Here is a 23687-nt window from a genome sequence, read left to right on the forward strand (position 1 = left end):
TCGCACCAGAGACCGGGGCGGACGCCGAGTGACGGGTGTCCGTGTCGGGGCCGCAGGCCGGGGGTTTTTCTGGCAGAATGATCCGTCGGGTCCGAGGCGGTCGACCCTCTACTCACCGCCGAAGAAACCCCCTCGAGCTTCCGGCCGGGTGTGCACCCCACGCTCACGGCTCAGTTCATCCATCATCGACCTCACGGTCAACGACCACACAGGAGAATTGTGGCTGTCAAGATTCGTCTGAAGCGCCTCGGCAAGATCCGAGCGCCCTACTACCGCATCGTCGTCGCCGACTCGCGCACCAAGCGCGACGGCCGCGTGATCGAGGAGATCGGCCAGTACCACCCGACCGAGCAGCCCTCGTTCATCAAGGTCGACTCGGAGCGCGCGCAGTACTGGCTCGGAGTCGGCGCGCAGCCGACCGAGCAGGTCGCCGCGATCCTCAAGCTGACCGGCGACTGGGGCCGCTTCAAGGGCGACGCCGACGCCGTCAGCACCGTCCAGGTGAAGGAGCCCAAGGCTCCGTTCGTCGTCGACGCCAAGAAGAAGCCGGTCCTCAAGCCGAAGTCCGAGGCTCCCGCCAAGGCCACCGCGCCCGAGGCGCCCGCCGCCGACGAAGCCTCCACCGAGGCGTAGTCCATGCTCGCTCCCGCCGTCGAACACCTCGTCAAGGGGATCGTCGAGAACCCCGATGAGGTCAAGGTCGTGGCTACGAGCTCCCCGCGCGGAGAGGTCCTCGAGGTGCGCGTGCACCCCGAGGACCTCGGCCGCGTGATCGGACGTTCCGGTCGCACCGCCAAGGCCGTCCGCACTCTCGTCGCTGCCCTCGCCGACGGGCGACGCGTGCGGGTCGACGTCGTCGACACCGACAAGTAGGGTGGCGACCCCCGCAGCGGGCACGACGCAGCTCCGCGTCGCCCGACTCACCAAGGCCCACGGGCTCAAGGGCGCGATCAAGCTCGAGCTCTACACCGACGAGCCCGACAAGCGCTTCACCCCCGGCGCCTCCTTCACGCTCCAGGTGCCCCGCACCTCCGAGTGGCACGGCAAGAAGCTCGAGCTCGTCGAGCTGCGCTGGTACAACAGCCACCCCGTCGCGTTCTTCAAGGGCATCGCCGACCGCGACGCCGCCGAGACCCTCCTCAAGGCGATCCTCTGGATCGACGAGGAGGTGCAGACCGAGCCCGGCGACGACGACTCCTGGTACGACTACCAGCTGGTCGGCATGTCCGTCGTCCGCGACGGCCGCGAGGTGGGCACGGTCCGCCGCGTCGACCACTTCCCCGCGCAGGACCTCCTGATCGTCGGCACGCCGTCCGGCGAGGTGATGGTCCCGTTCGTGAACGCGATCGTCCCGTCCGTCGACCCGGTCGCCGGCGTCGTCACCGTCACGCCGCCGATCGGCCTCTTCGAGGAGGCTCCCGAGGAGGAGCCCGCCGAGGTGGACCTCAGCGGCGTCGACCTCTCCGACCCCGAGCTGGCCGCGGCCGCTCCGATCGAGGAGGAGGACGATGCCGATGCCGACTCCGCGGAAGCGACCGCCGACTCCGCTCCGGCCGACTCCGCCAGTGTCGACTCGGCCGACGCCGCGACCTCGGACTCCCAGGAGGAGCCGCGGTCGTGAGGATCGACATCGTCACGATCTTCCCGGAGTTCTTCGGCGTCCTCGACATCAGCCTGCTCGGGCGCGCGCGCCAGAGCGGGCTGATCGAGCTCGGCGTGCACGATCTCCGCTCCTTCACCCACGACCGGCATCGCACCGTCGACGACACGCCCTACGGCGGCGGCGCCGGCATGGTGATGCGGCCCGAGCCGTGGGGCGAGGCGTTCGACACGATCCTCGACCCCGCCGCGGACCCGATGGTGATCTTCCCCTCGCCCGCCGGCGAGGTCTTCACCCAGGCGACCGCGCGCGAGCTCGCGCAGGAGTCGTCCCTCGTCTTCGGCTGCGGCCGCTACGAGGGCATCGACCAGCGGGTCGTCGACCACACCGCCGAGCGCGCCCGCGTGCGGATGATCAGCCTCGGCGACTACGTCCTCAACGGGGGAGAGGTCGCCGTGATGGCGATGATCGAGGCCGTCGGCCGCCTCGTCCCCGGCGTCGTCGGCAACCCGGCGAGCCTGGTCGAGGAGAGCCACTCCGACGGCCTGCTCGAGTACCCGAGCTACACCAAGCCCGCCTCCTGGCGCGGCCTCGACGTCCCCCCGGTGCTCCTCAGCGGCAACCACGGAGCGATCGCCGCCTGGCGTCACGAGCAGAGCGTCGAGCGCACCCGCCGCGTCCGCCCGGAGCTCCTGCCCTGACTACCCCTCGCGAGATGCCACTTGTGCACACCTTCGTCGGCGTGTCGCGTACCGAAGTGGCATCTCGCCACTCCGTGCCACGGCCCGTTCCCGCGAGATGCCACTTGTGATTGCCTTTTGCGGCGTGTCGCGCTCATAAGTGGCATCTCGCGGCGGGAGTCAGCGCGCGCGCTCCAGGGTGAGGTGGCGTTCGCGGAGGGCGAGGAAGAGGGGGAAGGCGAAGGCCAGGGCGACCAGGGGCGCGAGCAGGACGAGGATCCAGACCCGCTTCATGCCGACGCGTCGCCCCTCCGCCAGCATGAAGGCGACGGCGGCGATCGCCACCACCAGCAGGTCCGTCGTGATCGACGAGACCGCCGGTCCACCGCCCGCGAGGTCACCGAGGAAGTCGACGCTCTCCAGCACGGCGCGGACGTTGTACGTCCAGGTGCCGACGAGGCCGGCGACGGCGAGCAGAAGGTAGATCACGGCGGGCGGCGTCCAGCCGCGGCGGAGCCGGCTCATCGGGCGACCTCGACGGAGGAGCGGCGGACCGCCACGACTCCCGCGATCACGAGGGCGAGCACGACCGCGCCGCCGACAGCGAGGGTGAGCGCATCCGGAGCCACGATCGACTGCCCGCGCAGCGCCTGCCAGCAGGTCAGCGCGACGAGGGCGGACCAGGCGAGCGCCGCGAGCGCGACCAGACGGAGGCGGAGGGTCGCGTCGCCGAGCATCCGCACCCGCGTCGCCAGCCGTGCGAGCGCGAAGGCCAGCAGCGGCAGCCCCTGCAGCGCGTGCATCCCGACGAAGTGCGGGATCCGCAGATCGCCGCCCGTGGTGCTCCAGCCGAGCAGCGGCAGCCCCGCGCCGCCGTCGTCCACGCCGACCGCGTGCGCACCGACGACGCCCTGGTAGTCCGAGAGCTGCGACGCGGTCGGCCCGGTCATCAGGAAGGCGAGTGCCATCCCGACGAGTCCGATCACGAGGCCGGCCCGGACCGCGAGGGTGAGCGAGGGGTCGCCGAGCGGCACCCGCGCCAGGAGCGCCGTGAGCACCAGCGTGACCAGCCAGACGACGACGATCGACACCGCCATCGCCGCCCAGAGCGCCGAGTGCAGCGGGGTGGTGACGTTGAAGTGGCTCGTGACGCCCACCGCGGCGGCGCCGCCGATGACGACCATCTCGATCGCGAGTCCGGCGACCGCGACGCTGCCGAGGATCCGCGCGAGTCGCCGGCGGCGCTCGGGGACGAGGCCGATCAGCCAGGCGAGCGTCAGTGCGTAGACGGCGATGGAGAGGCAGAACTTCAGCGGCTTGGCCCAGAGCGGCTGCCCGCCGAGCTCGCGCGGGTCGGCGAGCAGCAGGACGAGGCAGGCCAGGACGCCGACGGCCATCGCCGCGGCGAGGACGAGGAGCGGGCGGTGCGGGCGGGCGGGGGCAGCTGCGGCACGCTCCGGATGCTGGATCGTGACGGTCATCGCGCCACCTCGGCGTTCTCTCGCGCCGCGACGTGCTCGGAGGCGGACGCCGAGTCCTGCCGCTCCCCGAACCTCCGCTGCGTCTCGCGGGCCTGGGCGACCCGGCGCATCGACTGCAGCACGACGTCGCCGAGGGCCGTGCCCACCGCCGCGATCGACGTCTGCTCGCTCACGCTGCTGCGCGCCTCGAGCTCGTCCAGGTCGGCACTCGCGACGATCGCCGCCGCCCGGGCGTAGGCGTCGAGCCAGGACGGCGTCATCCCGCCCCCGGAGAGCTCCAGGGCGTCGAGAGCCCGGGCCGCCGTCCGCACGGCCGGGTGCTCGCAGTAGTCGTCGCCGACGATCGCCCGCACCCGCTCGAGTGCGTCGTCCGAGGCGACGGCCTCGGAGTCGACGTTCGCGGAGACGACGTCCTGCGCCACCTCGAACGCGACCGCCGGGGGAGCGCCCTCGTCCAGCACGGCCGTGATCCGCTTCGCGCCGGCGATGCCGACCCCGCCGCTCTCGATCAGCGCGCGGAGCAGGCGGAGGCGGGCGAGGTGCTCGTCGCCGTAGTCGGACCGCTGCGGCCCCGAGGCCGTGCCCGGCGGCAGCAGCCCCTCCCGGATGTAGTACTTGATCGTGGGCAGGCTGACGCCGCTGAGGCGGCTGAGCTCCGAGACTCGCATGCGGATAGTATTGCTATCGGATATTGCTGCTGTCCAGTACTCGACGGGAGAACTTTTCGGGACTGGGCTCAGTCGCGCGCGGAGAGGACGATGTTGCCGGTCTCCGTGATCGCGATCGTGTGCTCCATGTGCGCGCCGCGCGAGCCGTCGCGGCTGCGGAGGGTCCAGCCGTCCTTGTCGGTGTAGATCTCGTCGGTGCTCTGCAGGAACCACGGCTCGATCGCGACGACCAGGCCCGGGCGCAGCGGATAGCCGCGGCCGGCGCGGCCGTCGTTGGCGATGTGCGGGTCGCCGTGCATGGTGCGGCCGACGCCGTGGCCGCCGAAGTCGGTGTTGATGCTGAGCCCCTCGGCGCGGGCGACCGCGGCGATGGCGGCGGAGATGTCGCCGATCTTCTTGCCCGGCTGCGCGGCGGCGATGCCGGCCTCGAGCGCGCGGGTCGTGGTGTCGACCAGCTTCAGGTCCTCCGGGCGGGGCGTGCCGACGGCGACGGTGATCGCGGAGTCGGCGACCCAGCCGTCGACGGAGGCGGCGAAGTCGAGGGTCAGCAGGTCGCCGTCGCGCAGGCGGTAGTCGAAGGGGAGGCCGTGCAGCACGGCGTCGTTGACCGACGTGCAGATCACCTTCCCGAAGGGGCTGGCGCCGAACGACGGGTGGTAGTCGATGTAGCAGGACTCCGCGCCGGCCGAGCGGATCATGTCGTGGGCGAGGCGGTCGAGCTCGAGCAGGTTGACGCCCACGGCGGCCGCGGCGGACGTCGCCTTCAGCACCTCGGCGACGAAGCGGCCGGCCGGGCGCATCTCCTCGATCTCGGCGGGTGTGCGCAGCTCGATCATGCTGATCCTCTCGGGGGTCGCTGAGGCGTTCTTCAGCGGTCGTGGGTACCGTCGGTGCATGCGCACGAGACGGGCTTTCGGTTCCTGGCTGTACCCTGCGGCGGTCGTCCTGCCGCTCTGGATCCTCCTGGGGTACGGACTCTTCGGAGGATCGAGCGGCTGGACCGTGCTCGGCCTGGTCATCGCCCTCCCCATTCTGGCGGTCGGTCTGGCCGTCGTCGCGAGCGTCGTGGCGTTTCGGGTGACCGTGCGGCCCTCCCGGACCCCCGCCTGGGGCGACGTGGCCGCGCTCGGCGCCTGGCACGTGTCGCTGATCGCCTTCGGCTTCTTCCCTCCTGGAGCGTGGGCGCTCGGCCTGCTCTCGATCCTCCTGGGCGTCGTCGCGTTCACGCACTCCGTCTGGCGCTTCTTCACGGATGCACGGGCGACGCTCCTCGCCTTCGCCGCGGCCGCCGAGGTGCAGGCCCAGGGCGGCCCGCAGCCCCAGCCGGTGACGGACGACCGCTTCGACCCGGACCGCCCCCAGGACGGCCAGACGATCGTCCTCTGAGGCTGCGCGCCGGGCCCGCCGCGCCTCCGACTCCGCCGTCGAGTCCTCGAAAGTTGCGGTAGTCGCGCTCGACTACCGCAACTTCTGCGTAGCGGCGAGATCCCACCGGGCCCGCCGCTTTGACGCCGGCTCCGGCGCCATGGCAGAATGAGCGCTTGTGCCTCGCGCAGGCTCTGCCACAGGGGAGCCGCGACGACGTGGGCACGACCGACTTCCATCAACGAAACGGTGTTCGACCTGTGGCGGGCACGGAGAGCGATACAGCATGCACATCCTCGACTCACTCGATGCGGCGTCACTCCGCACCGACATCCCCGAGTTCCGCGCCGGCGACACCGTCAAGGTGCACGTCAACATCGTCGAGGGCACCCGCTCGCGCATCCAGATCTTCCAGGGCGTCGTCATCGGCCGCTCGAACGAGGGCGTCCGCGAGACCTTCACGGTCCGCAAGGTCAGCTTCCAGGTCGGCGTCGAGCGCACCTTCCCGGTCCACTCCCCGGTGATCGACCACATCGAGGTCGTCACCCGCGGTGACGTGCGTCGCGCGAAGCTCTACTACCTCCGCAACCTCCGCGGCAAGAAGGCGAAGATCAAGGAGAAGCGCGACTCCTGAGCGGCGTCCGCACAGCGATTCCCGGACCCCGGCCCATCTATGATGGACCGGGGTCCGACCCTTTTCCGGGGCGGTACGACCCGGTGATCCACAGACCGGCGCGGCACCGCGCGGGTCGACCACAGTAGGGGCCACGGCACGCGATGACAGACAGCACGGCCCCCGTGACCCTCCCGCACGACGGCGGCCGCCACTCCGCCGATCCGGACGGCGAGCACCGCCCGCGCCGTCGCCGACGGGGTGTGCTCCTCTTCCTCCGCGACGTGCTGATCATCGTCGTCGTAGCAGTCCTGGTCTCGTTCCTCGTCAAGACGTTCCTGATCCGCTCGTTCTACATCCCGTCCTCCTCGATGGAGCAGACGCTGGTCGAGAACGACCGCATCCTCGTGAACGAGCTGGTCCCCGGCGTCGTCCCGATCTCGCGCGGCGACGTCGTCGTCTTCCGCGATCCGGGCGGCTGGCTCTCGCCGACCACGGAGCCCGAGGTCCCCGCGTTCCAGGCCGCGATCGACTCCGCTCTCGCGCTCGTCGGCCTCACCGCGCCCGACAGCAACGACCACCTGATCAAGCGGGTCATCGGCCTGCCCGGCGATCACGTCACCTGCTGCACGCCGCTCGGCCAGGTCGAGATCAACGGCAACCCCATCTCGGAGCCGTACGTGAAGCTCCCCGACGGCGTCCAGGCGGTCTCGGCGACCCCGTTCGACGTGGTCGTGCCCGAGGGCTCGCTCTGGGTGATGGGCGACAACCGCTACAACTCCGCCGACTCCCGCTACAACACCGACAAGCCCGGCAACGGCTTCGTGCCGATCGACAACGTCGTCGGCCGCGCGATCCTGGTCACCTGGCCGGTGCAGCAGTGGGCCTGGCTCGACGACTACCCGTCGGTCTTCCGCGGGGTCGACACCGAGGCGTCCGACGAGCAGGCGGAGGACGACCGGACCGCCGCGGGCGGGCGCTAGGTGGTCGTCGCCGACCCGGACCTCCGCGAGGAGCGCCGGCTCTTCCGCCAGGGCTACGAGAGCGTCATCGGCTGCGACGAGGTCGGCCGCGGTGCGATCGCCGGCCCCGTGTCCGTCGGCGTCGTCTCGATCGGCTCGCGCTGCGGCCGCTTCCCGGAGGGCCTGCGCGACTCGAAGATGCTCGCGCCCGCGCGTCGCGAGGCGCTGCTGCCCGGCGTGGTGAAGTGGGTGTCCGGCTGGGCGATCGGCGAGTCCTCCGCCGACGAGATCGACGACACCGGGATCATCGCGGGACTAGGCCGTGCCGCCTCGCGCGGCATCGAGCGCCTCGTCGACCAGGGCGTGGAGCTGTCGCGCGCCGTCGTCCTGCTCGACGGCAAGCACGACTGGCTGACGCCCGCGCTCGGCCCGTGGGCGGCGGAGCTGACGATCGTCACCCGGATCAAGGCCGACCGCGACTGCGCCTCCGTCTCGGCCGCGTCCGTGCTGGCGAAGGTCGGCCGCGACGGCCAGATGGTGCGCCACCACGACGACTTCGCCGACTACGCCTGGGACAGCAACAAGGGCTACGGCAGCGCCGCGCACTGGGCCGGCCTGGATCGGGTCGGGCCGTCGCCGCTGCACCGGGTGACGTGGCTGTCGCGCTCGCGCGAGGCCGGAGCGGATGCCGTCTCCGCCTAGGGCGGTCCCGGTGCCGGGCGGTGTCGCGTAGAATCGACGGACGATGGATGAGGACGAGTTCGAGGACTACGACCGCGAGGTCGAGCTGGCACTGTACCGGGAGTACCGCGACGTCGTCTCGCAGTTCTCGTACGTCGTCGAGACCGAGCGGCGCTTCTACCTCGCCAACGAGGTCGAGCTGGTCCGCCGCGACACCGAGCACGACTTCTACTTCGAGCTGACCATGCGCGACGTGTGGGTCTGGGACGTCTACCGCTCCGACCGCTTCGTGAAGTCGGTCCGAGTCCTCACCTTCAAGGACGTCAACGTCGAGGAGCTCTCCCGCAAGGAGTTCGAGCTCCCGAAGGAGCTCGCCCTCGACGAGTAGGGCCTCCGGCCCGCGCTCGGTCCCCTGAAGTGCGACTGCAACGCGCGCTTTGCTGCTGAGGAGCGCATTTAGCACGCGTTTCCGTCTGCTGATCGTGGAGCTTCCAGGCGCATCGAGACACCGCTGTCGGCACCGCTCGTGCTGGTTGAGTAGCCGCCGCAGGCGGCGTCTCAAGACCCACCGCCGAGCGGACCTCCGGTCATGAAGCCCTCGTCCTCAAGAGCTAATCCTGGGCTCGGGCCTCTTCATGATGGCGCAGGCCGTCCTCGTTGGTGCGCGTCCGTCCAGTGAGGACGATCGAGCCGCAGAGGAACGGGCTGGTGCTCACGTTCGTCAAGTGGGCTCCGAGCCGCCACATCGCGTGCTGGTTGAGCGCCTGTTGTTGAGCGCGGCTTCGTCGTTGATCCAGAGCGTCGCTTCGGGTTCGATGAGGTGGAGGATCTCGAACCAGATGTCGACGAGTGAGTGGAGTTGCTCTGCGCTGGTGAGGTCGCAGAAATACGGGTCTTCGGTTGCGGGTAGTACGAGCGCGGTCGTCATGGCGCGTCCCTGATCGTGGGTGTTCAGCGCGACCGGTCGGTCACACAGTCGCACCAGCGATCCGACGGTCTTCGACTATCTCAGTTGATCCGTCTCCTCGATGTGATGAGTCCGACACAGGTAACGGAGGTTGCTCGCCACGAACTTCAGCTCAGGATGGAAGCCGCGCTTCTGAATGTCGTCGACGTCGAGGTTCGTCGTGACGCTGCATCCTTCGCGGCTGCACACGTACCCGAAGTTCTTGCCGAGGAACGCGCGCGCCACCTCGTCCCGGAACGTCGTCCAGAGTCGAGCCTGCTTACCCTGCTGAGGTATCTGCATCGCTCGTGCGATCTTGGAGCTTCGACAGCGGCTCCGGATCGAGTTGTAAACGGTGATCGCTGTACCGCAGCCCTTGCACTTCCGCACTACAGGTCCAGCTGACTCAAGCATGGAGCGCTTCGTCACCCTGCCTACGACTGCGCAGAACCAGTGTTCGCTCTGTCAGACCAGCGAGGGCGAGCTGAATCAGCGCAGCGTATGCCAAAAATCCGAGCGACCGCACCATCTCGTCGAGCGCTTGATCGGTCGTATCTCCGTTCTACTCGGCCCAGGCCCAGAACTTTGGACTGGCCTCGGCTTCGTCTAAACCGATGCTCCGGTCCTCACGCAGGAGGTTCACCCAGCCCGCGCGCTCGCCCAGCTCGAAGTGAGGCTCCTGGACGCGGGCAACGTGCTGACTGCGCCGCTAGCCGTAACCCCGGTTCCAAGGTGGAGTGCAAGAACAAGCCAAGGCAGCAAGAGCGAGCACCCTCAGGTGTAGTGTGCCGCGACTGACCATTGATTCACTTCTCTTACAGAGTGCTCGAACTACCAAGAAGTCACTGTTGTATCAGAACCCCAACTGTCAGGCCGAGGGAAGCCTCGTGAGCATCGGCCGTGACGTACGAGTAGGTTGTGAGCGGCTAAGCGGCTGCTCTCCTCAGTAGTAGGGGAGAAGGGGTCATTGGAGGTGCTCAGGTACCTCGTAATCATCAGGTTGGCGTGGCATCGCCATCATCAATATTTCAATTTCTTCTAAAGTTTGAAACACGCCGATGTCTTTGAATCGACAACGCTTGAAGCGCACGTTTTCGATGCCGATAGCACCAACTATTGGGCGATCAGGTATTCGGGGAACGAAGGTAAACTCGTCGTTGAATGTCATGTCCTCTAGCGTCACGCGGTCGTGAAGGTAAAGAATAGCTGGCCCTTGAATGACGCAATCGTGGAAACTTACATTTGTAATCGTGAGAGTCTCGCTCATTGGCACGTCGAGGATGCTGAGGGTCTGATTGCGGTAAATGAGGCGCTGCCCGGCCTTTTCGACTCCCTTGCCCTTGATCTTTCGGGCGAGGACTCCAGCTACTGCAGTCACGTCCTGCGTCGTGACTGCTTTGATGTCGCTAGAGAGTGCGTCATAGGCTTTCACCTCGTCGATGGTGATCTCATAGAGGACGGGTAGAAGGCGTCCCTCTTCAAGAAGGATATCGAGCGAAGCGAGCTCCTTCTTCGGCCACTTCTTCTTAAAGAAGTTGTGGGAGAACACAACAACGCCGTAGTCGCTCTGGGTGAGGCCTTCGTTTATCTTTGTGCGGATGCTGTCGCCTACGTCGATCTCGTAGTCGTCGTACCAGACCTTGATCTGATACCGCAGCAGCGTGTCAACGAGGTTCTTCACGTACTTCTTGTCTTCCGACGCATGTGACACGAACGTTGTGTTCGCGTTCATCTGGCCAGCGTCAGCGGCCGTCTCAGTGTTCTGCACTTCCTCAGTCATGTTGCGACCATATTGGAGCCGGCACCTGGCGAGGGAGCGTGATGTCTGGCGTGTCCTTCGAACATACGTTCTACTTTGACGCCATGGGCAGTAACCGACGCTACGTGGACCACTACGACCGCCTGACGCAGCAGCGCGTGGCGGATGCAGCCGTACGGCCGGTACCGGTGACGCTTGCACCTGAGGAGCTCGACGAGGCGCATCACCCGATTCGCCGGGGGCCGGCGGTGCCCGTGCGTGCCTGGGTGCGCTTCCAGGAGTAGCCCGTCATCACGGAGGCCTTCGCTGTCGAGTGGAACGATCGAGCTGTGCACGTGGAGTGGAGCATGTCGCACGGCACGAAGCTCGACGCGTGGGTGTGGGCGAACGCAGTGCGGCGGGTATGAGCGGTAGATTCAAGCCGTGAAGCTCAAGGCGCGCGCATGCAAGGTGTTGATCTTGTCTCTCGTCGGCGCAGCGTTGACCGGGTGCGCCGCGGACGATCAGGGACCCACCGAGACCACCTACACAGGGCCGAGTCAGTTGGACGAGCCATACACGCCGCCAACAGCGTCATCGAAGCTAAGTGTGGATCCCTATGCATTTCAGCCATCACAGTCGACCCCGGAGTGTGATCTTGCCTTCTCCAACGTGACCAACGAGGTCTACGGGTCGGCTTCGGCGGACACGGCCTTGGTCGGAACGGCCTTCTCGTGCGAGTCTCTCGACGACTGGGCTACGTCGGCCCGGTCCCGCCCTGAGGCCTACGGAGTGAACAGAGAGGCGATGGATGACGAGTTCCTTACCTGGGCACTCATTTCTCTATGTGAGCCCTCTGAAGATTCACCAGCAGTCCGAACTTTGAAGGTCTGTGTTGAAGCCCTGGATAAAGGAATTATTCGTGCGTAGCCACCATCTGCTCGCCGTCTTCACGATGGTGATCGCTCTGGCGGGGTGTTCGACGAGCAACCCCGAAACAACGTCTTCCCGGAGTACCGCGCCAGTCGAGGATGACTCTGCAATCACCTTTGGCGAGGCCCCTGTCGACAATCTGTGCGGTGACACTATGCGAGCCGCCGCCGTCACCGGGAGGGCAGGTGGAAATACGGACCAGCTAGTTACTGCGACGGCTGCGTGTGCTGCGCCGATCTATTGGGTGAATGCCGCTCGCGAGTATCCCGAGGCCCTCGATCTGACCGACCCGACCGATGAGGCAATCGCGCGGTCCTACTATGCGATCTGTGTTGCAGCAAAGAAATCAAATGTGATTGGAAGTTGCGACTCGGATGAGGCCGAAAAGCTGTTCACTGCTTTAGGCGAGCGTCTCTAGTAAAGAATAGTATTGACTATTCATGACGTTCATGCTTATCTAAAGGCAGTCAAATAAACAGGAACATAAGGATGACTGACCTAATAGCAATAACAGACTACCAGACGCCGACCAAGATCACGTTCGTCACAGTCAAGTAAGCGCAACTAAACAGGAATCACCCATATGAGCAACACACAACACGAAGACAAGTTCATCCCATCAAAGCAACCTAACTGGTTCAAGCGGATTTTCGCCTCACGAGTCCTCCCATGGTTCCTCGTCACGATCTTCGCCACCGGCGTCGCTGGCATCATCACCGGCTGGATGCTCCGTAGCGAGAACATGGCGCAGGTCGACCAAGCCGTGGCCTTCGCGTCTTTAGAGCAACGCCAGTAGAAGCCGTCTCTAACGAGCCAGACACCAAGACGGCACTCGAATCGCCAGTAGCGCTCGTCGAGCCACAGGCGACGCCTTCGCAGGTCGTAGAGGCACCAGCAGCACCGAGCGGCTGTGAGCAGTACCGACCGCTCGTCGCGCAGTACGCGCGGGACGTCGATGTGGCCCTCACCGTCATGCGGGCAGAGAGCGGCTGTAACCCGGACGCGATCGGCGACCTGAGTCTCACCTACCAGGGGCGAGGCCGGCGCGAAGGTATGAGCTGCGGGCTCATGCAGGTCTGACTACTGGCCGGGCGACCGGACTGCGACGCGCTGCTGGACCCGGCGACTAACTTGGCGAACGCGTGGCGCATCTACGAGGCGCGCGGGTCGTTCACGCCGTGGTCGGTCTCTACGAGTGGCAAGTATGAGCAGTACGTATGATGCAAGAATAGTATTGACTATTTGAAGCGCTAGGCGCATAGTGAAAGCATAACTAAGCAAGGAACACCATCATGGTCACACTACAGAGCTACACCGTCGTCGGAGTTATGTTCGCCATCATCTTCATCGTCACTGGCATCGCCGTCTGGTTCGACCAGAGGAACGAGCGATGAGCCGGGAGATCAAGTTCAGGGTCTGGCAGCCAGAAGAACGGAGAATGCTGTTCAACTGCAGCGTTCAGCGACAAATGGGCGGATACCTTTCGGGATTTGGGGTTCCCGCTGGCGCAGGCGTGGATGACATAGGGCACTTCGCTCGCCATGACTCGGTCATGCAGTTCACCGGCCTCCGCGACAAGAACGGCATTGAGATCTAAGAGGGCGACATCCTTGCAAGGCGAGCAAATAGATCCACGCAAGCCGGTATGAGACCGGACGCGTACAAAGTCGTGTGGTCGCAGACTCAAGCAAGGATTGGTTTCAATGTAGTGGCCGTTAATGGCAAGCAAGCGACAAGTTTAGAGGTCATCGGCAACATCCATGAGAACCCGGACCTCCTCGGGTGACCGAGCACCTCGACACCCTCCGCTCCGCCCTCCATGCGCGCATCAAGCTCGCGGCCGGGGCTCGACGCACCGCCCGCACGAAGCCGACGACCTGCGATCACACGTGGGAGACGTTCAAGCAGACCGTCACGGTCGAGAACGGAGGGTTTGCGGGCAGAGCGTGGTTCGTGGTGAAGGGCTGTCCACACTGTCGAACGAAGCGGTACGTGGACTACATGGTGGAAGCCGGTCGGTAGGCTCAGGCGATCGAGCGACGCAGGGAGAAGAGTTGGACTGGTTCAAGACATGGTGGGACAGCCAGGCATGGGGCACTGCTCCAGACTGGTTCGCCGCTGTGGGTACCGTCGCCACTTTCATTGGCGGCATTTTTCTTTGGCGCCAGGACGTCAAGGGCAAGCGCCGCTTGCTCGCGGAGGGCTTCCGCGTGACCGTTGCTTTCGCGGATGGACTTGAAGAGGGATCGGCGTCATTTGATGTTCGGGTCCACAACACGGGCAACGCACGAATCTTCAGCCCTTACGTCAGCTTCTTTGATGTTGGCGGTGGCTACCAATACGTTCCAGTCGCGGACGTTGACATGAGTGCCATGGAGCTGGTGGTCGAGCCCGACGAGATGAAGCTGACGTCGCTCTCGATCGAGGTCAATCCGCGAAAGTATGACCCTGTTGTTTCCTTCTGGGACTCCGACGGCATGCACTGGAATCGGCGTATTGGATCTAGAGAGTACCTGACTCGAAAGCAAATGATTGCGCGGAAGAACAAGCGCAGTGTCCTACGCTCTTTGAAGCAGTGGTATACGACCCTGCGCATCGATCGTATTCGCGCGAGGCGAAAAAAGCAGCCCAAAGGCCTTCCCGAATAGGCTTCCAATCAGGCCCGTTTTGTGCGATAACTAGAGCATATGGCAGACTCTACAACACAATCCGATAAACACGCAGGCGGTCGGCCCCTCAAGTTCGAGACGGTAGATGCGCTCGACCTCGCTATTCAAGCCTACTTCGACAAGCAGGACCCTCATGTTGAGACGCATAGGGTCGTCTCTGGTCGAAAGACCAACGGGGAGACGATGTTCGAAGAGCGCAGCATTATGACGGACCAGAAGCCCTACACGATCAGCGGGCTCGCTCGTGCGCTCGGGCTCACCCGTCAGTCGATCCTGAACTACCAGGCTCGCGAGAAGTTCTTTGACTCGATACTGGGTGCCAAACAGCGCTGCGAGGAATACGCCGAGGCTCAGCTCTTTAGCGCCTACAGCAACGGTGCCAAGTTCTTTCTCATCAACAACTACAAGGGTAAGCACCAGGACTGGTCTGACAAGCACGCGATCGACCACACCTCCGGCGACATGCCGATCCCCCTTCCTGCAGGCCTCGCGACCCCTGGTCCGCTGGTAATCGAGGACGACGACGATGGCCGGACTGCTCAAGCAGACGACAGCGCTGACGAAGATCAGCAGTCTTAGACGCCGCCTCCGGATCATCCAGGGTGGGACGAGCGCCAGCAAGACGTTCTCGATCCTGGCGTACCTGATCCATGTCGCTCAGACGAACCCCGACATCCTCATCAGTGTCGTCTCGGAGTCGCTGCCGCACCTGAAGCTCGGCGCCATCCGCGACTTTCGCTTCATCATGAAGCCGCAGCGCTACTGGAACGAGAGCGAGTGGTCCAAGGGTGACCTCTACTACTCGTTCCCCAACTGCGCCGTGCAGGAGTTCTTCTCGGTCGACTCCTCGAAGGCGCAAGGACCGCGTCGCGACGTGCTGTTCCTCAACGAGTGCAACAACGTCACGTACGAGGTCTACACGCAGCTCGCGACGCGTACGCGCAAGCTCGTGATCCTCGACTACAACCCGACCAGCGAGTTCGGGGTCCATACCGAGGTCATGCCGCACAACCCGCACGACTTTCTCAAGCTCACGTACCGCGACAACGAGGCCCAGGAGCCGGCCATCGTGCGTTCGATCGAGAGCCGCATGCACGACGCCAACTACTGGCGCGTGTACGGCCTGGGGGAGATCGGCCTCTCGGAAGGCGTGATCTATGAGAACTGGGAGCCGGCCGAGGCAGTGCCCGAGGGTGCTCAGCTTCTCCGGCACACTCTGGACTTTGGCTTCACTAACGACCCGTCCGCGCTGGTGGACCTCTACCGCTACGAGGGCGGCTTCCTGCTCGTTGAGCGGTTGTACCTAACGGACCAGAAGAACAAGGCGCTGGCCAACGCGCTCCGCGCGGCCGAGGGGCTGACGCCTCCTGCTCAGGACGGGGCGTACGTCGGTCGCACGCACACGCTGACGATCGCTGACTCGTCGGAGCCCAAGAGCATCGCGGAGATCCGGGACTATGGCGTGCCGATCACGGGTGCGGTGAAGGGACCGAACTCGATCGACTACGGGATCCAGCTCGTGCAGCAGCAGAAGCTGTACGTCACGGCGCGGAGCGTGAACCTCATCAAGGAGCTGCGCAACTACGCCTGGAAGGTCGACAAGAAGACGGGGAAGAGACTCAACGTCCCGATCGACGACTGGAACCACGCACTCGACGCGGTGCGGTACGGCATCGCTGACGCGCTGAGCGCGAAGAAAACGTCGTCAGTGCGGGTGATCTGAGCCCGATACGGTTGGGTCATGCACAAGTTGGAATGGGATCTTGTTCCTTTCTGGGACGGTCTGCCGCGATGGTTGGGCTATGACCACTGGGATTGGGGAATAGCGGCTGAGTGGGTAGCTGGTACCGCAACTATTGTTGCTGTCTACTTCGCGGCAAAGGCGTTCTACTCAGAGGTCCAGCGCAGCCATCGTGCACAAGCTGATCTCGTAGGAGTTTCATTCACAAAGTCGCCCAACGTCGACTGGAGGAAACACAGGTGGAGTGCTGACGAGCGTGCCACGATCACAGGCCAGGTGGAGAATGGCTCGGACCGTCCGCTGAAGCAGGTTACCTTCATTTATCCATATTCCAGGAGGTTTATGAAACAGGATCGAAAAGACTTTTGGCAAGACAGAAAAATCCTCTGGAAGATGGCGGACGTTGGCAAAAGGCAATTCCTGATCGACATTCGGAATTATCTATTCTTCCACCGAGTCTTCAAATTGCACAGAGAGGTTTGGTCCGAGCTGCCGGCTGAAAAAACCTTTCCCTTGAGCAACTCGGACTACTGGCGATCCGAGATTGCTGTGGTGGTCATGTTCCGGGATTTCAATGGGCGAACTTGGGTTAAGGACCTGAAGTCAGGCGAGTACTTGTCGGGCCGGAAGGCCCGCAAGTACAAGTAGGGCGCTGAATCCTATTCCCACTTGAGCAATGTTGCTTTACTATGGGCTGCAGAAGCATATAAGCAACGCCCTACATGCCAAACAGAATATCGAAACTTCGCAACAGACTCGCACAAGCACTCTCGTCCAAGGAGTTTATTCCGCCGCTATCGATGTTCGACATGGCATCCGGCGTCCCCCTCGTCACATACGTCACGAAGCCCGAGCAGCTCCGCACCAACATCGGCTGGGTCCGCACCGCCAACCGGGCGATCGTCACGCCGACTGCCTCGGTGCAGCTGACGCTCCGTCGGCTCAAGCCCAACGGTGACTACGAGGAGATCACCGAGCACGAGATCCTGACGCTCCTGGGTGACCCACACGTCGCCCTCAACGGCAAGAAGCTCCGCGAGCTGAATCACACGTACCTCAACCTCACCGGCGAGACGTTCATGCTGATGCGCAAGAACGGCGCACCCTTCGAGGTGAAGCTCGGCGTCAAAGCGCTGCCCGACGCGATCGAACTGCTCCCGTCCCACCTCGTCCAGTTCAAGCTCGGCAAGGAGCGCTTCTCGGACAGCCTGATCAAGTACGCGCAGCAGGACAAGATCGGCGAGGTCATCCGTGGCTACAACCCGGACCCTGAGAACCCGTACTACAGCGAGTCGATCATCAGCGCCGCCGCTGCGGCCATCGACTCAGACCAGCAGATGCAGTCGTGGAACCGACGCACGCTCAGCAACAACGCCCGTCCAGGCTTGGTCTTCAATCTCCAGGGCGAGAACATCGACCCTGCTGTCTACGACCGCCTCTAGTAGCAGATGGACGAGCTGTACACCGCTGACGGTGCCTTCAAGTCGCTCGTCGTCGAGAACGATGACGTGAAGCCGCACATGTCACACACCAGGACCTCGACTTTCTACCGTCTCGAGCCTCACTCATGACGAGATTCTCGCGATCTTCTCGCTGTCCCGTCCGATGCTCGGCATGACGACCGACTTCAACCGCGCCAACATGAACGCGGCTCGCTACCTGCACATTCTGCTCAAAACGATCCCTCGTCTCGACGACTAGACGGCGATGTGGAACACGCAACTGGTGAAGAAGTACGACCCGACGCTAGAGCTCTACTACGTGTCCCCGATCCCTGAGGACGTAGAAGCGAAGCTCAGGGAGGCCCAGGCCGGCACGAACACCTGGCGCACGATCGACGAGACCCGTGAGCTGTATGGCCAGGAGCCCCTTCCAGACGGCCTCGGCGAGAAAATCGTCGTCCCGATCAACAGCACCACCCTCGACCGCGTGATCAACGCACCGAAGCCGACCGCCGGCGCCGGTGACGCTGCAGCAGATGACGACGAAGAGGTCCAAGACGACACTAAGAGCGAGGGTAAGAGGAGCGTCCCAAAACCAAGGCAGTGACCCGCGAGGAAGAGGGAGCCGTCAACGCAGACCTCTACACCCGCAAGGCTGCCGGGTACGAGACGAGCCTCCTGACCGGGATCCAGCGCGAGTTCAACCGCCAGCGAGACGAGGTGTTGGCCAACGTTGCCACAGTGCAGCGCACCTTCACCGGACAGCGCACGAAGGACTACATCGATTCGCTCCTCAACTGGGAGCAAGCCGACGTGGCCATGAAGGCTGCCGTTGAGCCAGCCCTCCTCGCCGTGATCATCGAGACCGGCATGGACGCCATGCAGCAGATCGGCATGCAGCCGAGCACCTACGACCCGTACAGCGAGGCCATCACCGCTTGGTACCAGCAGCGCACCACGAAGGTCGCTGAGGACGTTACCGACGAGACAGAGAAGCAGCTCCACGCGACGCTGACCGAAGGTGTCAACGCGGGGGAGAGCAGCTACCAGCTCCAGCCACGCATCGAAGCGGTCATGGGGCTCGCCTCCACGCTCAGGGCTGACCTGATCGCCCAGACCGAGATTGCCCGAGCGCAGAGCTACGCGGACATCGCGGCCTGGGACCAGAGTGGGATCGTCACGGCGAAGGAGTGGTACACCGCCCAGGACGAGCGCGTCTGCAAGTTCTGCGGACCGATGCACGGTCGCGTGATCGGCCTGGAGGAGAACTTCTACTCGAAGGGCGACGTCCCGACCGAGGCCGGCACGAATCGCAAGGGTGAGGAGATGCCCTACGTCTGCAACCACGTTTACGACGACGTGGTGGGTGCTCCGCTGCACCCACGGTGCAGGTGCACCTTGCTGCCGGTGCGCGTCCGCTAGGTTCGAGCCATGATCTTTGGAGACTTCGCGGAAATTCTTGAGTCAGCACGCGAACGCGTTTCAGGAGTTGACCCGGGATCAATTGCTGACTGGGTCGCTGCACTGGCGACCATCCTAGGTTTCTTCGCGGTCTTTGCCGTTTACCGCGGCGAGACAATGCGCCTCAAGCGTGACCAGGCAGATCAGATCTTCTTCAACGTGCAGTACTACAGCAATGCCGTTCACTTTTCTGTCGAAAACACATCACCTAAAAGGATTTCGGACACATTCTTCCTGATTGTTGAGCCTAGTCGTAACCCCAAGTATGATAAGCCGGTTGCAAAGGTTCTCGATGTATTCCCGCCGGACGAGGTCAATTCGGAAGTCACTCCGGTAAGTTCATATTTCTCCCTCAATCCGACGGAGAAGATGTCCACGGCGACTTCGAGCGTTACTAAGGCGACTGCGAAAAGGCAGGGAGCAGTCGCCTTCAAAGATGCACACAATCGGCGCTGGGTTCGACTGTTTGCAGAAGACGAGTGCCTCCCTGTTTCTTACTCATTCTTCGAAGAATGGTCACAAAAAGCTGAGGCGAAGCATGGCGTCTTGCCAAAGGATGCCGCCTAGGTCATGTTGGGCGGTATGCGGCAGGCAAGTACAACTTCACAATCGAGCAGGGGATCGCCTTCACCCGTGTCGTCGCGTGGAAGGGCGCCTCTGGCCCCCCGTCTATGTCATGAATAAGACCGCACGCATGCAGGTTAGCGGCGCAGACGGCACGGTCCTACTCTCGTACGCGACCTAATCCACATCTACCGCTCGGTCAACATCGACGGCCCGATTCCGGCGGACGAATTCTTCAGCGTCTTGGCCACGCGAAACATCGAACCTGACCAGCATTTAAGCTTCTTTACGGACGCTGGCGGCTCCAGTGCGTTGTGGTATCGCTCCACCGACTACAACGCCACTACGAACGACGAGACGGCCCTTGTCCAACACCGAACCTGTGCGCGGAGATGACTTCGGCCATTACGTCACCATCGCGGCGATCCGCGGCGAGGCAGGCCTGAGCCAGGCACACAACCTCAGCGACGTCCACGTCGATCCGTAGCGCCGTGCCATGAGCCCGGAATTTCTTCCCCGGTAGGAGCGTCAGTGCGTTCCAGCAGGTTCGCTGTGTCGGGTCGCGGTCACGGCGCTGCTGAGCACGATCGCGATTCAGGCAGGGACGCTCTCCACAGGTCTCACATCTCGCTTTTATCCCCAGATCTCCGATCGGCGCCTCATCGTCGCGCCTGCCTCCTAGACCCTCTCCTCGGGAGGTTCCGGATGAACAAGGACGAGTTGGGGCGCCGTGGCGAGGAGATCGCTGCGGCGCATCTGCGGGAGCGCGGTTTCGAGATCCTGGACCGCAATTGGCGGGTGCGGGAGGGGGAGTTGGACATCGTGGCGCGCGAGGGTGCGGCGCTGGTGGTGGTGGAGGTGAAGACGCGGTCCTCGACGCGGTTCGGGTTGCCGATCGAGGCGATCACGCGGGTGAAGGCGCAGCGGTTGCGACGGTTGGCGTATGCGTGGGCGCGGGAGCACGACGAGCGGTCGCGGCATCTGCGGATCGATGCGGTCGGGATCGTCGCTCCGGAGGGTGTGCCTTCGCAGGTGCGGCACGTGCGGGCGGTGGCGTGATGGGGCTGGGGCGGACGTCCGCGGTCGGGCTGGTCGGCTTCACCGGTGCCGTCGTGGGCGTGGAGGCGCATTCGGCGGACGGCACTCCGGGAATGGTGATCATCGGTCTGCCGGATGCGGCGCTGTCGCAGGCGAAGGAGCGGGTGCGGTCCGCGGCGATCAACTCGGGGAGCGGGATCGCGGAGTACAAGATGACGGTGAATCTGTCGCCGGCGGCGATGCCCAAGCACGGGTCCGCGTTCGATCTCGCTATCGGACTCGCGGCGCTGGCGGCGCTGGGGGAGGTGAACCGCGAGTCGGTCGCGGCGGTCGTGCACATCGGCGAGCTCGGGCTCGACGGGAGACTGCAATCGGTGCCGGGAGTGCTGCCCGCGGTACTCGCCGCGGCGCGGGCCGGCCGATACAGGGTCATGGTGCCGGAAGACGACCGGCTCGAAGCGGAGCTGGTGGACGGGGTGGACGTCATCCCGGTCTCGTCCCTCGCCGCGGCCGCGGTCTGGCACGGGGCGGAGTGGGACGTGCCGGTGCTGCCGGAGCGCACGGCACAGCCCCCTGCTGTTCCTGAGCCGGAGTCGCGGCTCGACTTCGCGGACGTGATCGGCAACGAGGAGGCGGCGTCCGCGATGGTCGCCGCCGCGGCGGGCGGGCATCACGTCTTCCTGCTCGGTCCGCCTGGGGCGGGGAAGACGATGCTCGCGTCACGCCTGCCCGGGATACTGCCGGATCTCGACGACGAGGCCGCCCTCGAGGCGACCTGCATGCGTTCCTTGGTCGGGGAGCACCCCGGCGGGACACTGGTGAGGCGTCCGCCGTTCGAGAGTCCGCATCACTCCGCGTCCGCCGCAGCGATCGTCGGCGGTGGCAGCGGAAGGATCCGACCGGGCGCCGTTGCACGCGCGACCCGCGGCGTCCTCTTCCTGGACGAGGCTCCGGAGTTCTCCGCCGTCGCCCTCGACGCGCTGCGGCAGCCGCTCGAGTCGGGCCTGATCCGCATCCACCGGGCGAACGTCATGGCGGAGTTCCCGGCCCGCGTGCAGCTCGTGCTCGCGGCGAACCCGTGTCCCTGCGGTCGCCACGGCATCCGGGGTGAGATCTGCACGTGCTCGCCGCCGGTGCGGCGCCGCTACCTGGCGCGGCTGAGCGGTCCGCTGCTCGACCGCGTCGACATCCGGCTGACGGTCCGGCGCATCGGCGCGGCACAGCTCGCCGTCCGCCGTGACGAGCCGGGGCTCTCGACAGCGCAGGCTCGCGCTCGGGTGGTCGCCGCCCGCGCCCGCGCTCGGGAGCGTCTGGCAGGCACCCCGTGGTCGCTGAACGCCGAGGTCGACGGCGCGTGGCTCCGCGCGAGCCCGCAGCGCCCGACCGCCCGGGAGTCGGGCACCCTCGACCTGGCCCTGGAGCGCGGGCTCGTGACGATGCGCGGCTACGACCGCGTGCTGCGCCTCGCGTGGACGCTCGCCGACCTCGACGAGGTCGACCGCCCCGCTGCGAGCCACCTCGCCCGCGCACTGATTCTGCGGGGAGCGGGCTCGTGACGGCCGTCGCCGAGCTCTTCGACCGGACCGAGACACGCCTCGCGCGGCGGCTCCTTCCCGAGGACGGCGAGTCGGATCCGGTGGAGGCGCTCGCGCGCGCGGCCTGGTCGTCGCTCGCCGAGCCGGGCGACGCGGTGGCCGGCACACTGATCGAGCGATTCGGCGCCGGCGGCGCGCTCGCGAAGGTGGTGGGGACGGCGTCCGCCGGGGAGATCCTCGCGGAAGCGGCGGCGGCCGACCTGCGCCAGAGGGGGTCCGGATCTGCGGGTGACGCTGCCGCGGAGACCGGCCGCTCCGATAACTCGTTCGACTCGACAGGCGACGGAGAGAGCGACGGCGACGATTCCCGCAGCGGAACGAGAGTCCTCGCCGCAGGCCTGGCGCGCTGGCGTCCCCGGGTCGACAGGGCCCTGCTCCTCCGCCGCCTGGAGATCGCGCACCGTCTCGACGCGCGCCTGCTGCTGCCGGGATGCGACGGCTGGCCGCAGCCGCTCGCCGATCTGGGGGACCACGCGCCGTTCGCGCTGTGGAGCCGCGGCGACCCGATCGCCCTCGCCGCTCCGTATCGCCTGGCCGTCGTCGGGGCCCGCGCGGCGACCGGCTACGGCGAGCACGTCGCCGCGGACCTCGCCGCCGGCACCGCCGAGCGCGGCGTCCTCATCGTCTCCGGAGCCGCCTTCGGGATCGACGCGGTCGCGCACAAGGCCGCCCTCGGTGCGGGTGGCAGCACGGTCGCCTTCCTCGCCGGCGGCTCCGACCGGCTCTACCCGACGGCGCACACCGACCTCCTGCATCGCGTGATCGCGACGCCCGGCTGCTCGGTGGTGACGGAGGTGCCGCCGGGTACGACGCCGACGCGCTGGCGCTTTCTGCAGCGCAACAGGCTGATCGCCGCAACGACCGCGGCCACGGTCGTCGTGGAGGCGGGAGCCCGCTCCGGGTCGTTGAACACCGCCGGCCACGCGGCGGCGCTCGGGCGACCGCTCGGTGCAGTGCCGGGCCCGGTGACGAGCGCCTCCTCAGCGGGCTGCCATCGGCTTCTCCGGGAGTACGCCGCGACCTGCGTGACGTCGGCTCCGGAGGTCGTCGAGCTGCTCGGCATGTCCGCGGTACTCGCTGCTGCACCGGAAGTCTCACGGGCGGCGTCGCGCGTCCTGGACGTCCTCCGCTCGGACGGTGCGCACGAGACCGAGGCGCTCGCGCAGCGCTCCGGCCTGTCCGTCCCCGAGACGCTCGACCTGCTCGGGACCTGCCTCGCGACCGGGCTCGTCCAACGCGACGCGGAAGGGAGGTGGAGGGCAGCCGCGTGAGAAGCGGGTGAGGGGAGGTGGCGGTCCGCCGCAGGAGGACCGGGTGACGTTCCGCTCCGTCCCTCGCCGTCCGGCGAGGCATCCGGTCCTCGACGGCCCTGAAGGCGAGCGACTCGCGGGACGAGGTTCTTCCGGCCTCGCGAGGCGCGGGGAAAGGCCCCGCCTCGATTCACGGCGAAGCAAGCCAGTCCGGAGCATCCCGCGCGCACGGCCTGCCGCCGAGGCGACGGGGCGCTGTC

31 protein-coding genes and 1 pseudogene are annotated in these 23687 nt (G+C 65.6%); 25 read left to right on the top strand and 7 right to left on the bottom strand.

The window, feature by feature from the left end:
- Nucleotides 1-219: 219 nt before the first annotated feature.
- The 4 genes from rpsP to trmD are packed head-to-tail and all read left to right on the top strand — an operon-like array spanning nt 220 to nt 2301.
- Nucleotides 220-633 carry a 30S ribosomal protein S16 gene (rpsP, locus tag EDF35_RS08920; RefSeq protein WP_123445713.1) on the top strand — a complete coding sequence of 138 codons (414 nt, stop codon included), beginning with the start codon at nt 220-222 and terminating at the stop codon, nt 631-633.
- Nucleotides 634-636: 3 nt separating this feature from the next.
- Nucleotides 637-873 carry an RNA-binding protein gene (locus EDF35_RS08925; protein WP_123445714.1) on the top strand — a complete coding sequence of 79 codons (237 nt, stop codon included), beginning with the start codon at nt 637-639 and terminating at the stop codon, nt 871-873.
- Between the two features lies 1 nt (nt 874).
- Nucleotides 875-1621 carry a ribosome maturation factor RimM gene (gene rimM / locus EDF35_RS08930; protein ID WP_133961927.1) on the top strand — a complete coding sequence of 249 codons (747 nt, stop codon included), beginning with the start codon at nt 875-877 and terminating at the stop codon, nt 1619-1621.
- Nucleotides 1618-2301, top strand: coding sequence for a tRNA (guanosine(37)-N1)-methyltransferase TrmD (trmD, locus tag EDF35_RS08935; protein ID WP_133961929.1), 684 nt, complete (start codon nt 1618-1620; stop codon nt 2299-2301). Before rimM ends, trmD begins: the two co-directional genes overlap by 4 nt.
- Nucleotides 2302-2460: 159 nt before the next feature.
- Here the strand turns inward: trmD and EDF35_RS08940 are convergent, their stop codons facing one another.
- From EDF35_RS08940 to map, 4 genes are all read right to left on the bottom strand, one after another.
- A complete protein-coding gene (locus tag EDF35_RS08940; protein WP_133961931.1) occupies nt 2461-2805 on the bottom strand; it encodes a DUF2834 domain-containing protein in 345 nt (114 codons plus the stop codon).
- On the bottom strand, nt 2802-3761 hold the full coding sequence (locus EDF35_RS08945) for a hypothetical protein (protein WP_133961933.1): 960 nt from the start codon (nt 3759-3761) through the stop codon (nt 2802-2804). Before EDF35_RS08945 ends, EDF35_RS08940 begins: the two co-directional genes overlap by 4 nt.
- A complete protein-coding gene (locus tag EDF35_RS08950) occupies nt 3758-4429 on the bottom strand; it encodes a MerR family transcriptional regulator (RefSeq protein ID WP_133961935.1) in 672 nt (223 codons plus the stop codon). The genes EDF35_RS08945 and EDF35_RS08950 overlap by 4 nt, the downstream gene beginning before the upstream one ends.
- A gap of 68 nt (nt 4430-4497) precedes the next feature.
- Nucleotides 4498-5265, bottom strand: a complete 768-nt coding sequence (map, locus tag EDF35_RS08955; protein ID WP_123445720.1) for a type I methionyl aminopeptidase — start codon at nt 5263-5265, stop codon at nt 4498-4500.
- A gap of 58 nt (nt 5266-5323) precedes the next feature.
- Between map and EDF35_RS08960 the strand changes: the two genes are divergently transcribed.
- The 5 genes from EDF35_RS08960 (at nt 5324) to EDF35_RS08980 (ending at nt 8438) form a co-directional block, all read left to right on the top strand.
- Nucleotides 5324-5815, top strand: a complete 492-nt coding sequence (locus EDF35_RS08960; RefSeq protein WP_123703313.1) for a hypothetical protein — start codon at nt 5324-5326, stop codon at nt 5813-5815.
- Between the two features lie 265 nt (nt 5816-6080).
- Nucleotides 6081-6428 (top strand): 50S ribosomal protein L19, encoded by a 348-nt coding sequence (gene rplS, locus EDF35_RS08965; protein WP_123445722.1) that lies wholly within the window; start codon nt 6081-6083, stop codon nt 6426-6428.
- 143 nt (nt 6429-6571) lie between these two features.
- Nucleotides 6572-7390, top strand: coding sequence for a signal peptidase I (lepB, locus tag EDF35_RS08970; protein WP_133961937.1), 819 nt, complete (start codon nt 6572-6574; stop codon nt 7388-7390).
- Nucleotides 7391-8071: a ribonuclease HII gene (locus EDF35_RS08975; protein ID WP_133961939.1), complete on the top strand. Its 681-nt coding sequence runs from the start codon at nt 7391-7393 to the stop codon at nt 8069-8071. It abuts the gene before it with no gap.
- A gap of 43 nt (nt 8072-8114) precedes the next feature.
- Entirely contained in the window at nt 8115-8438 is a 324-nt protein-coding gene (locus tag EDF35_RS08980; RefSeq protein ID WP_056044100.1) for a DUF2469 family protein, read from the top strand.
- A gap of 333 nt (nt 8439-8771) precedes the next feature.
- On the opposite strand, the gene EDF35_RS08985 is transcribed toward EDF35_RS08980, so the two are convergent.
- The 3 genes from EDF35_RS08985 to EDF35_RS08995 form a co-directional block, all read right to left on the bottom strand.
- Nucleotides 8772-8978 carry a hypothetical protein gene (locus EDF35_RS08985; RefSeq protein WP_133961941.1) on the bottom strand — a complete coding sequence of 69 codons (207 nt, stop codon included), beginning with the start codon at nt 8976-8978 and terminating at the stop codon, nt 8772-8774.
- 75 nt (nt 8979-9053) lie between these two features.
- Nucleotides 9054-9410 carry a hypothetical protein gene (locus EDF35_RS08990; RefSeq protein WP_133961943.1) on the bottom strand — a complete coding sequence of 119 codons (357 nt, stop codon included), beginning with the start codon at nt 9408-9410 and terminating at the stop codon, nt 9054-9056.
- A 550-nt stretch (nt 9411-9960) separates the two neighbouring features.
- Complete coding sequence (locus EDF35_RS08995) at nt 9961-10776, bottom strand: toll/interleukin-1 receptor domain-containing protein (protein WP_133961945.1); 816 nt, start codon at nt 10774-10776, stop codon at nt 9961-9963.
- A 41-nt stretch (nt 10777-10817) separates the two neighbouring features.
- Here EDF35_RS08995 and EDF35_RS09000 point away from each other — a divergent pair, with 41 nt between their 5' ends.
- The 16 genes and pseudogenes from EDF35_RS09000 to dprA all read left to right on the top strand — a co-directional run bounded on the left by EDF35_RS09000 (nt 10818) and on the right by dprA (nt 23448).
- Nucleotides 10818-11039: a hypothetical protein gene (locus EDF35_RS09000; RefSeq protein ID WP_133961947.1), complete on the top strand. Its 222-nt coding sequence runs from the start codon at nt 10818-10820 to the stop codon at nt 11037-11039.
- Between the two features lie 617 nt (nt 11040-11656).
- A complete protein-coding gene (locus tag EDF35_RS09005) occupies nt 11657-12085 on the top strand; it encodes a hypothetical protein (RefSeq protein ID WP_133961949.1) in 429 nt (142 codons plus the stop codon).
- A 165-nt stretch (nt 12086-12250) separates the two neighbouring features.
- On the top strand, nt 12251-12463 hold the full coding sequence (locus tag EDF35_RS09010) for a hypothetical protein (protein ID WP_133961951.1): 213 nt from the start codon (nt 12251-12253) through the stop codon (nt 12461-12463).
- A 594-nt stretch (nt 12464-13057) separates the two neighbouring features.
- Nucleotides 13058-13453, top strand: a pseudogene (locus tag EDF35_RS21185) (YopX family protein).
- A 268-nt stretch (nt 13454-13721) separates the two neighbouring features.
- A complete protein-coding gene (locus EDF35_RS09030) occupies nt 13722-14315 on the top strand; it encodes a hypothetical protein (protein WP_133961959.1) in 594 nt (197 codons plus the stop codon).
- 39 nt (nt 14316-14354) lie between these two features.
- Nucleotides 14355-14915, top strand: coding sequence for a terminase small subunit (locus EDF35_RS09035; RefSeq protein WP_133961961.1), 561 nt, complete (start codon nt 14355-14357; stop codon nt 14913-14915).
- Nucleotides 14863-16059 carry a terminase large subunit gene (locus tag EDF35_RS09040; protein WP_133961963.1) on the top strand — a complete coding sequence of 399 codons (1197 nt, stop codon included), beginning with the start codon at nt 14863-14865 and terminating at the stop codon, nt 16057-16059. The genes EDF35_RS09035 and EDF35_RS09040 overlap by 53 nt, the downstream gene beginning before the upstream one ends.
- Nucleotides 16060-16077: 18 nt before the next feature.
- Nucleotides 16078-16725: a hypothetical protein gene (locus EDF35_RS09045; RefSeq protein ID WP_133961965.1), complete on the top strand. Its 648-nt coding sequence runs from the start codon at nt 16078-16080 to the stop codon at nt 16723-16725.
- A gap of 161 nt (nt 16726-16886) precedes the next feature.
- Nucleotides 16887-17519 (top strand): phage portal protein, encoded by a 633-nt coding sequence (locus EDF35_RS09050; RefSeq protein WP_166674054.1) that lies wholly within the window; start codon nt 16887-16889, stop codon nt 17517-17519.
- A 283-nt stretch (nt 17520-17802) separates the two neighbouring features.
- The gene (locus tag EDF35_RS09055) at nt 17803-18126 is read left to right on the top strand and encodes a hypothetical protein (RefSeq protein ID WP_133961969.1); all 324 of its coding nucleotides are present in this window, start codon (nt 17803-17805) and stop codon (nt 18124-18126) included.
- Complete coding sequence (locus tag EDF35_RS09060) at nt 18123-18941, top strand: phage minor head protein (protein WP_133961971.1); 819 nt, start codon at nt 18123-18125, stop codon at nt 18939-18941. The genes EDF35_RS09055 and EDF35_RS09060 overlap by 4 nt, the downstream gene beginning before the upstream one ends.
- Nucleotides 18942-18950: 9 nt before the next feature.
- Nucleotides 18951-19547, top strand: coding sequence for a hypothetical protein (locus tag EDF35_RS09065; protein ID WP_133961973.1), 597 nt, complete (start codon nt 18951-18953; stop codon nt 19545-19547).
- Between the two features lie 361 nt (nt 19548-19908).
- The gene (locus tag EDF35_RS21390; protein WP_279587521.1) at nt 19909-20031 is read left to right on the top strand and encodes a hypothetical protein; all 123 of its coding nucleotides are present in this window, start codon (nt 19909-19911) and stop codon (nt 20029-20031) included.
- Between the two features lie 218 nt (nt 20032-20249).
- Nucleotides 20250-20603: a YraN family protein gene (locus EDF35_RS09070; RefSeq protein WP_133961975.1), complete on the top strand. Its 354-nt coding sequence runs from the start codon at nt 20250-20252 to the stop codon at nt 20601-20603.
- Nucleotides 20603-22138, top strand: coding sequence for a YifB family Mg chelatase-like AAA ATPase (locus EDF35_RS09075; protein ID WP_133961977.1), 1536 nt, complete (start codon nt 20603-20605; stop codon nt 22136-22138). Before EDF35_RS09070 ends, EDF35_RS09075 begins: the two co-directional genes overlap by 1 nt.
- Entirely contained in the window at nt 22135-23448 is a 1314-nt protein-coding gene (gene dprA / locus EDF35_RS09080; protein WP_243839913.1) for a DNA-processing protein DprA, read from the top strand. The genes EDF35_RS09075 and dprA overlap by 4 nt, the downstream gene beginning before the upstream one ends.
- Nucleotides 23449-23687: the final 239 nt, after the last annotated feature.

The sequence above is a fragment of the Rathayibacter sp. PhB151 genome (assembly GCF_004366415.1).
GTDB classification, from domain to species: Bacteria; Actinomycetota; Actinomycetes; order Actinomycetales; family Microbacteriaceae; genus Rathayibacter; species Rathayibacter festucae.

Excerpts from the sequence above, each read along its gene's own strand:
- EDF35_RS09045 (WP_133961965.1), top strand. The coding sequence starts at position 16,078 with ATGCACAAGTTGGAATGGGATCTTGTTCCTTTCTGGGACGGTCTGCCG.
- EDF35_RS09010 (WP_133961951.1), top strand. The coding sequence starts at position 12,251 with ATGAGCAACACACAACACGAAGACAAGTTCATCCCATCAAAGCAACCT.
- EDF35_RS09050 (WP_166674054.1), top strand. The coding sequence starts at position 16,887 with ATGGCATCCGGCGTCCCCCTCGTCACATACGTCACGAAGCCCGAGCAG.
- EDF35_RS08950 (WP_133961935.1), bottom strand. The coding sequence starts at position 4,429 with ATGCGAGTCTCGGAGCTCAGCCGCCTCAGCGGCGTCAGCCTGCCCACG.
- rplS (WP_123445722.1), top strand. The coding sequence starts at position 6,081 with ATGCACATCCTCGACTCACTCGATGCGGCGTCACTCCGCACCGACATC.
- EDF35_RS09075 (WP_133961977.1), top strand. The coding sequence starts at position 20,603 with ATGGGGCTGGGGCGGACGTCCGCGGTCGGGCTGGTCGGCTTCACCGGT.
- EDF35_RS09070 (WP_133961975.1), top strand. The coding sequence starts at position 20,250 with ATGAACAAGGACGAGTTGGGGCGCCGTGGCGAGGAGATCGCTGCGGCG.
- EDF35_RS08980 (WP_056044100.1), top strand. The coding sequence starts at position 8,115 with ATGGATGAGGACGAGTTCGAGGACTACGACCGCGAGGTCGAGCTGGCA.
- EDF35_RS09065 (WP_133961973.1), top strand. The coding sequence starts at position 18,951 with ATGATCTTTGGAGACTTCGCGGAAATTCTTGAGTCAGCACGCGAACGC.
- EDF35_RS09040 (WP_133961963.1), top strand. The coding sequence starts at position 14,863 with ATGGCCGGACTGCTCAAGCAGACGACAGCGCTGACGAAGATCAGCAGT.
- EDF35_RS09035 (WP_133961961.1), top strand. The coding sequence starts at position 14,355 with ATGGCAGACTCTACAACACAATCCGATAAACACGCAGGCGGTCGGCCC.
- EDF35_RS08995 (WP_133961945.1), bottom strand. The coding sequence starts at position 10,776 with ATGACTGAGGAAGTGCAGAACACTGAGACGGCCGCTGACGCTGGCCAG.
- lepB (WP_133961937.1), top strand. The coding sequence starts at position 6,572 with ATGACAGACAGCACGGCCCCCGTGACCCTCCCGCACGACGGCGGCCGC.
- EDF35_RS08990 (WP_133961943.1), bottom strand. The coding sequence starts at position 9,410 with ATGCTTGAGTCAGCTGGACCTGTAGTGCGGAAGTGCAAGGGCTGCGGT.
- EDF35_RS08985 (WP_133961941.1), bottom strand. The coding sequence starts at position 8,978 with ATGACGACCGCGCTCGTACTACCCGCAACCGAAGACCCGTATTTCTGC.
- EDF35_RS08925 (WP_123445714.1), top strand. The coding sequence starts at position 637 with ATGCTCGCTCCCGCCGTCGAACACCTCGTCAAGGGGATCGTCGAGAAC.
- EDF35_RS09000 (WP_133961947.1), top strand. The coding sequence starts at position 10,818 with ATGTCTGGCGTGTCCTTCGAACATACGTTCTACTTTGACGCCATGGGC.
- EDF35_RS08945 (WP_133961933.1), bottom strand. The coding sequence starts at position 3,761 with ATGACCGTCACGATCCAGCATCCGGAGCGTGCCGCAGCTGCCCCCGCC.
- map (WP_123445720.1), bottom strand. The coding sequence starts at position 5,265 with ATGATCGAGCTGCGCACACCCGCCGAGATCGAGGAGATGCGCCCGGCC.
- EDF35_RS08940 (WP_133961931.1), bottom strand. The coding sequence starts at position 2,805 with ATGAGCCGGCTCCGCCGCGGCTGGACGCCGCCCGCCGTGATCTACCTT.
- EDF35_RS08960 (WP_123703313.1), top strand. The coding sequence starts at position 5,324 with ATGCGCACGAGACGGGCTTTCGGTTCCTGGCTGTACCCTGCGGCGGTC.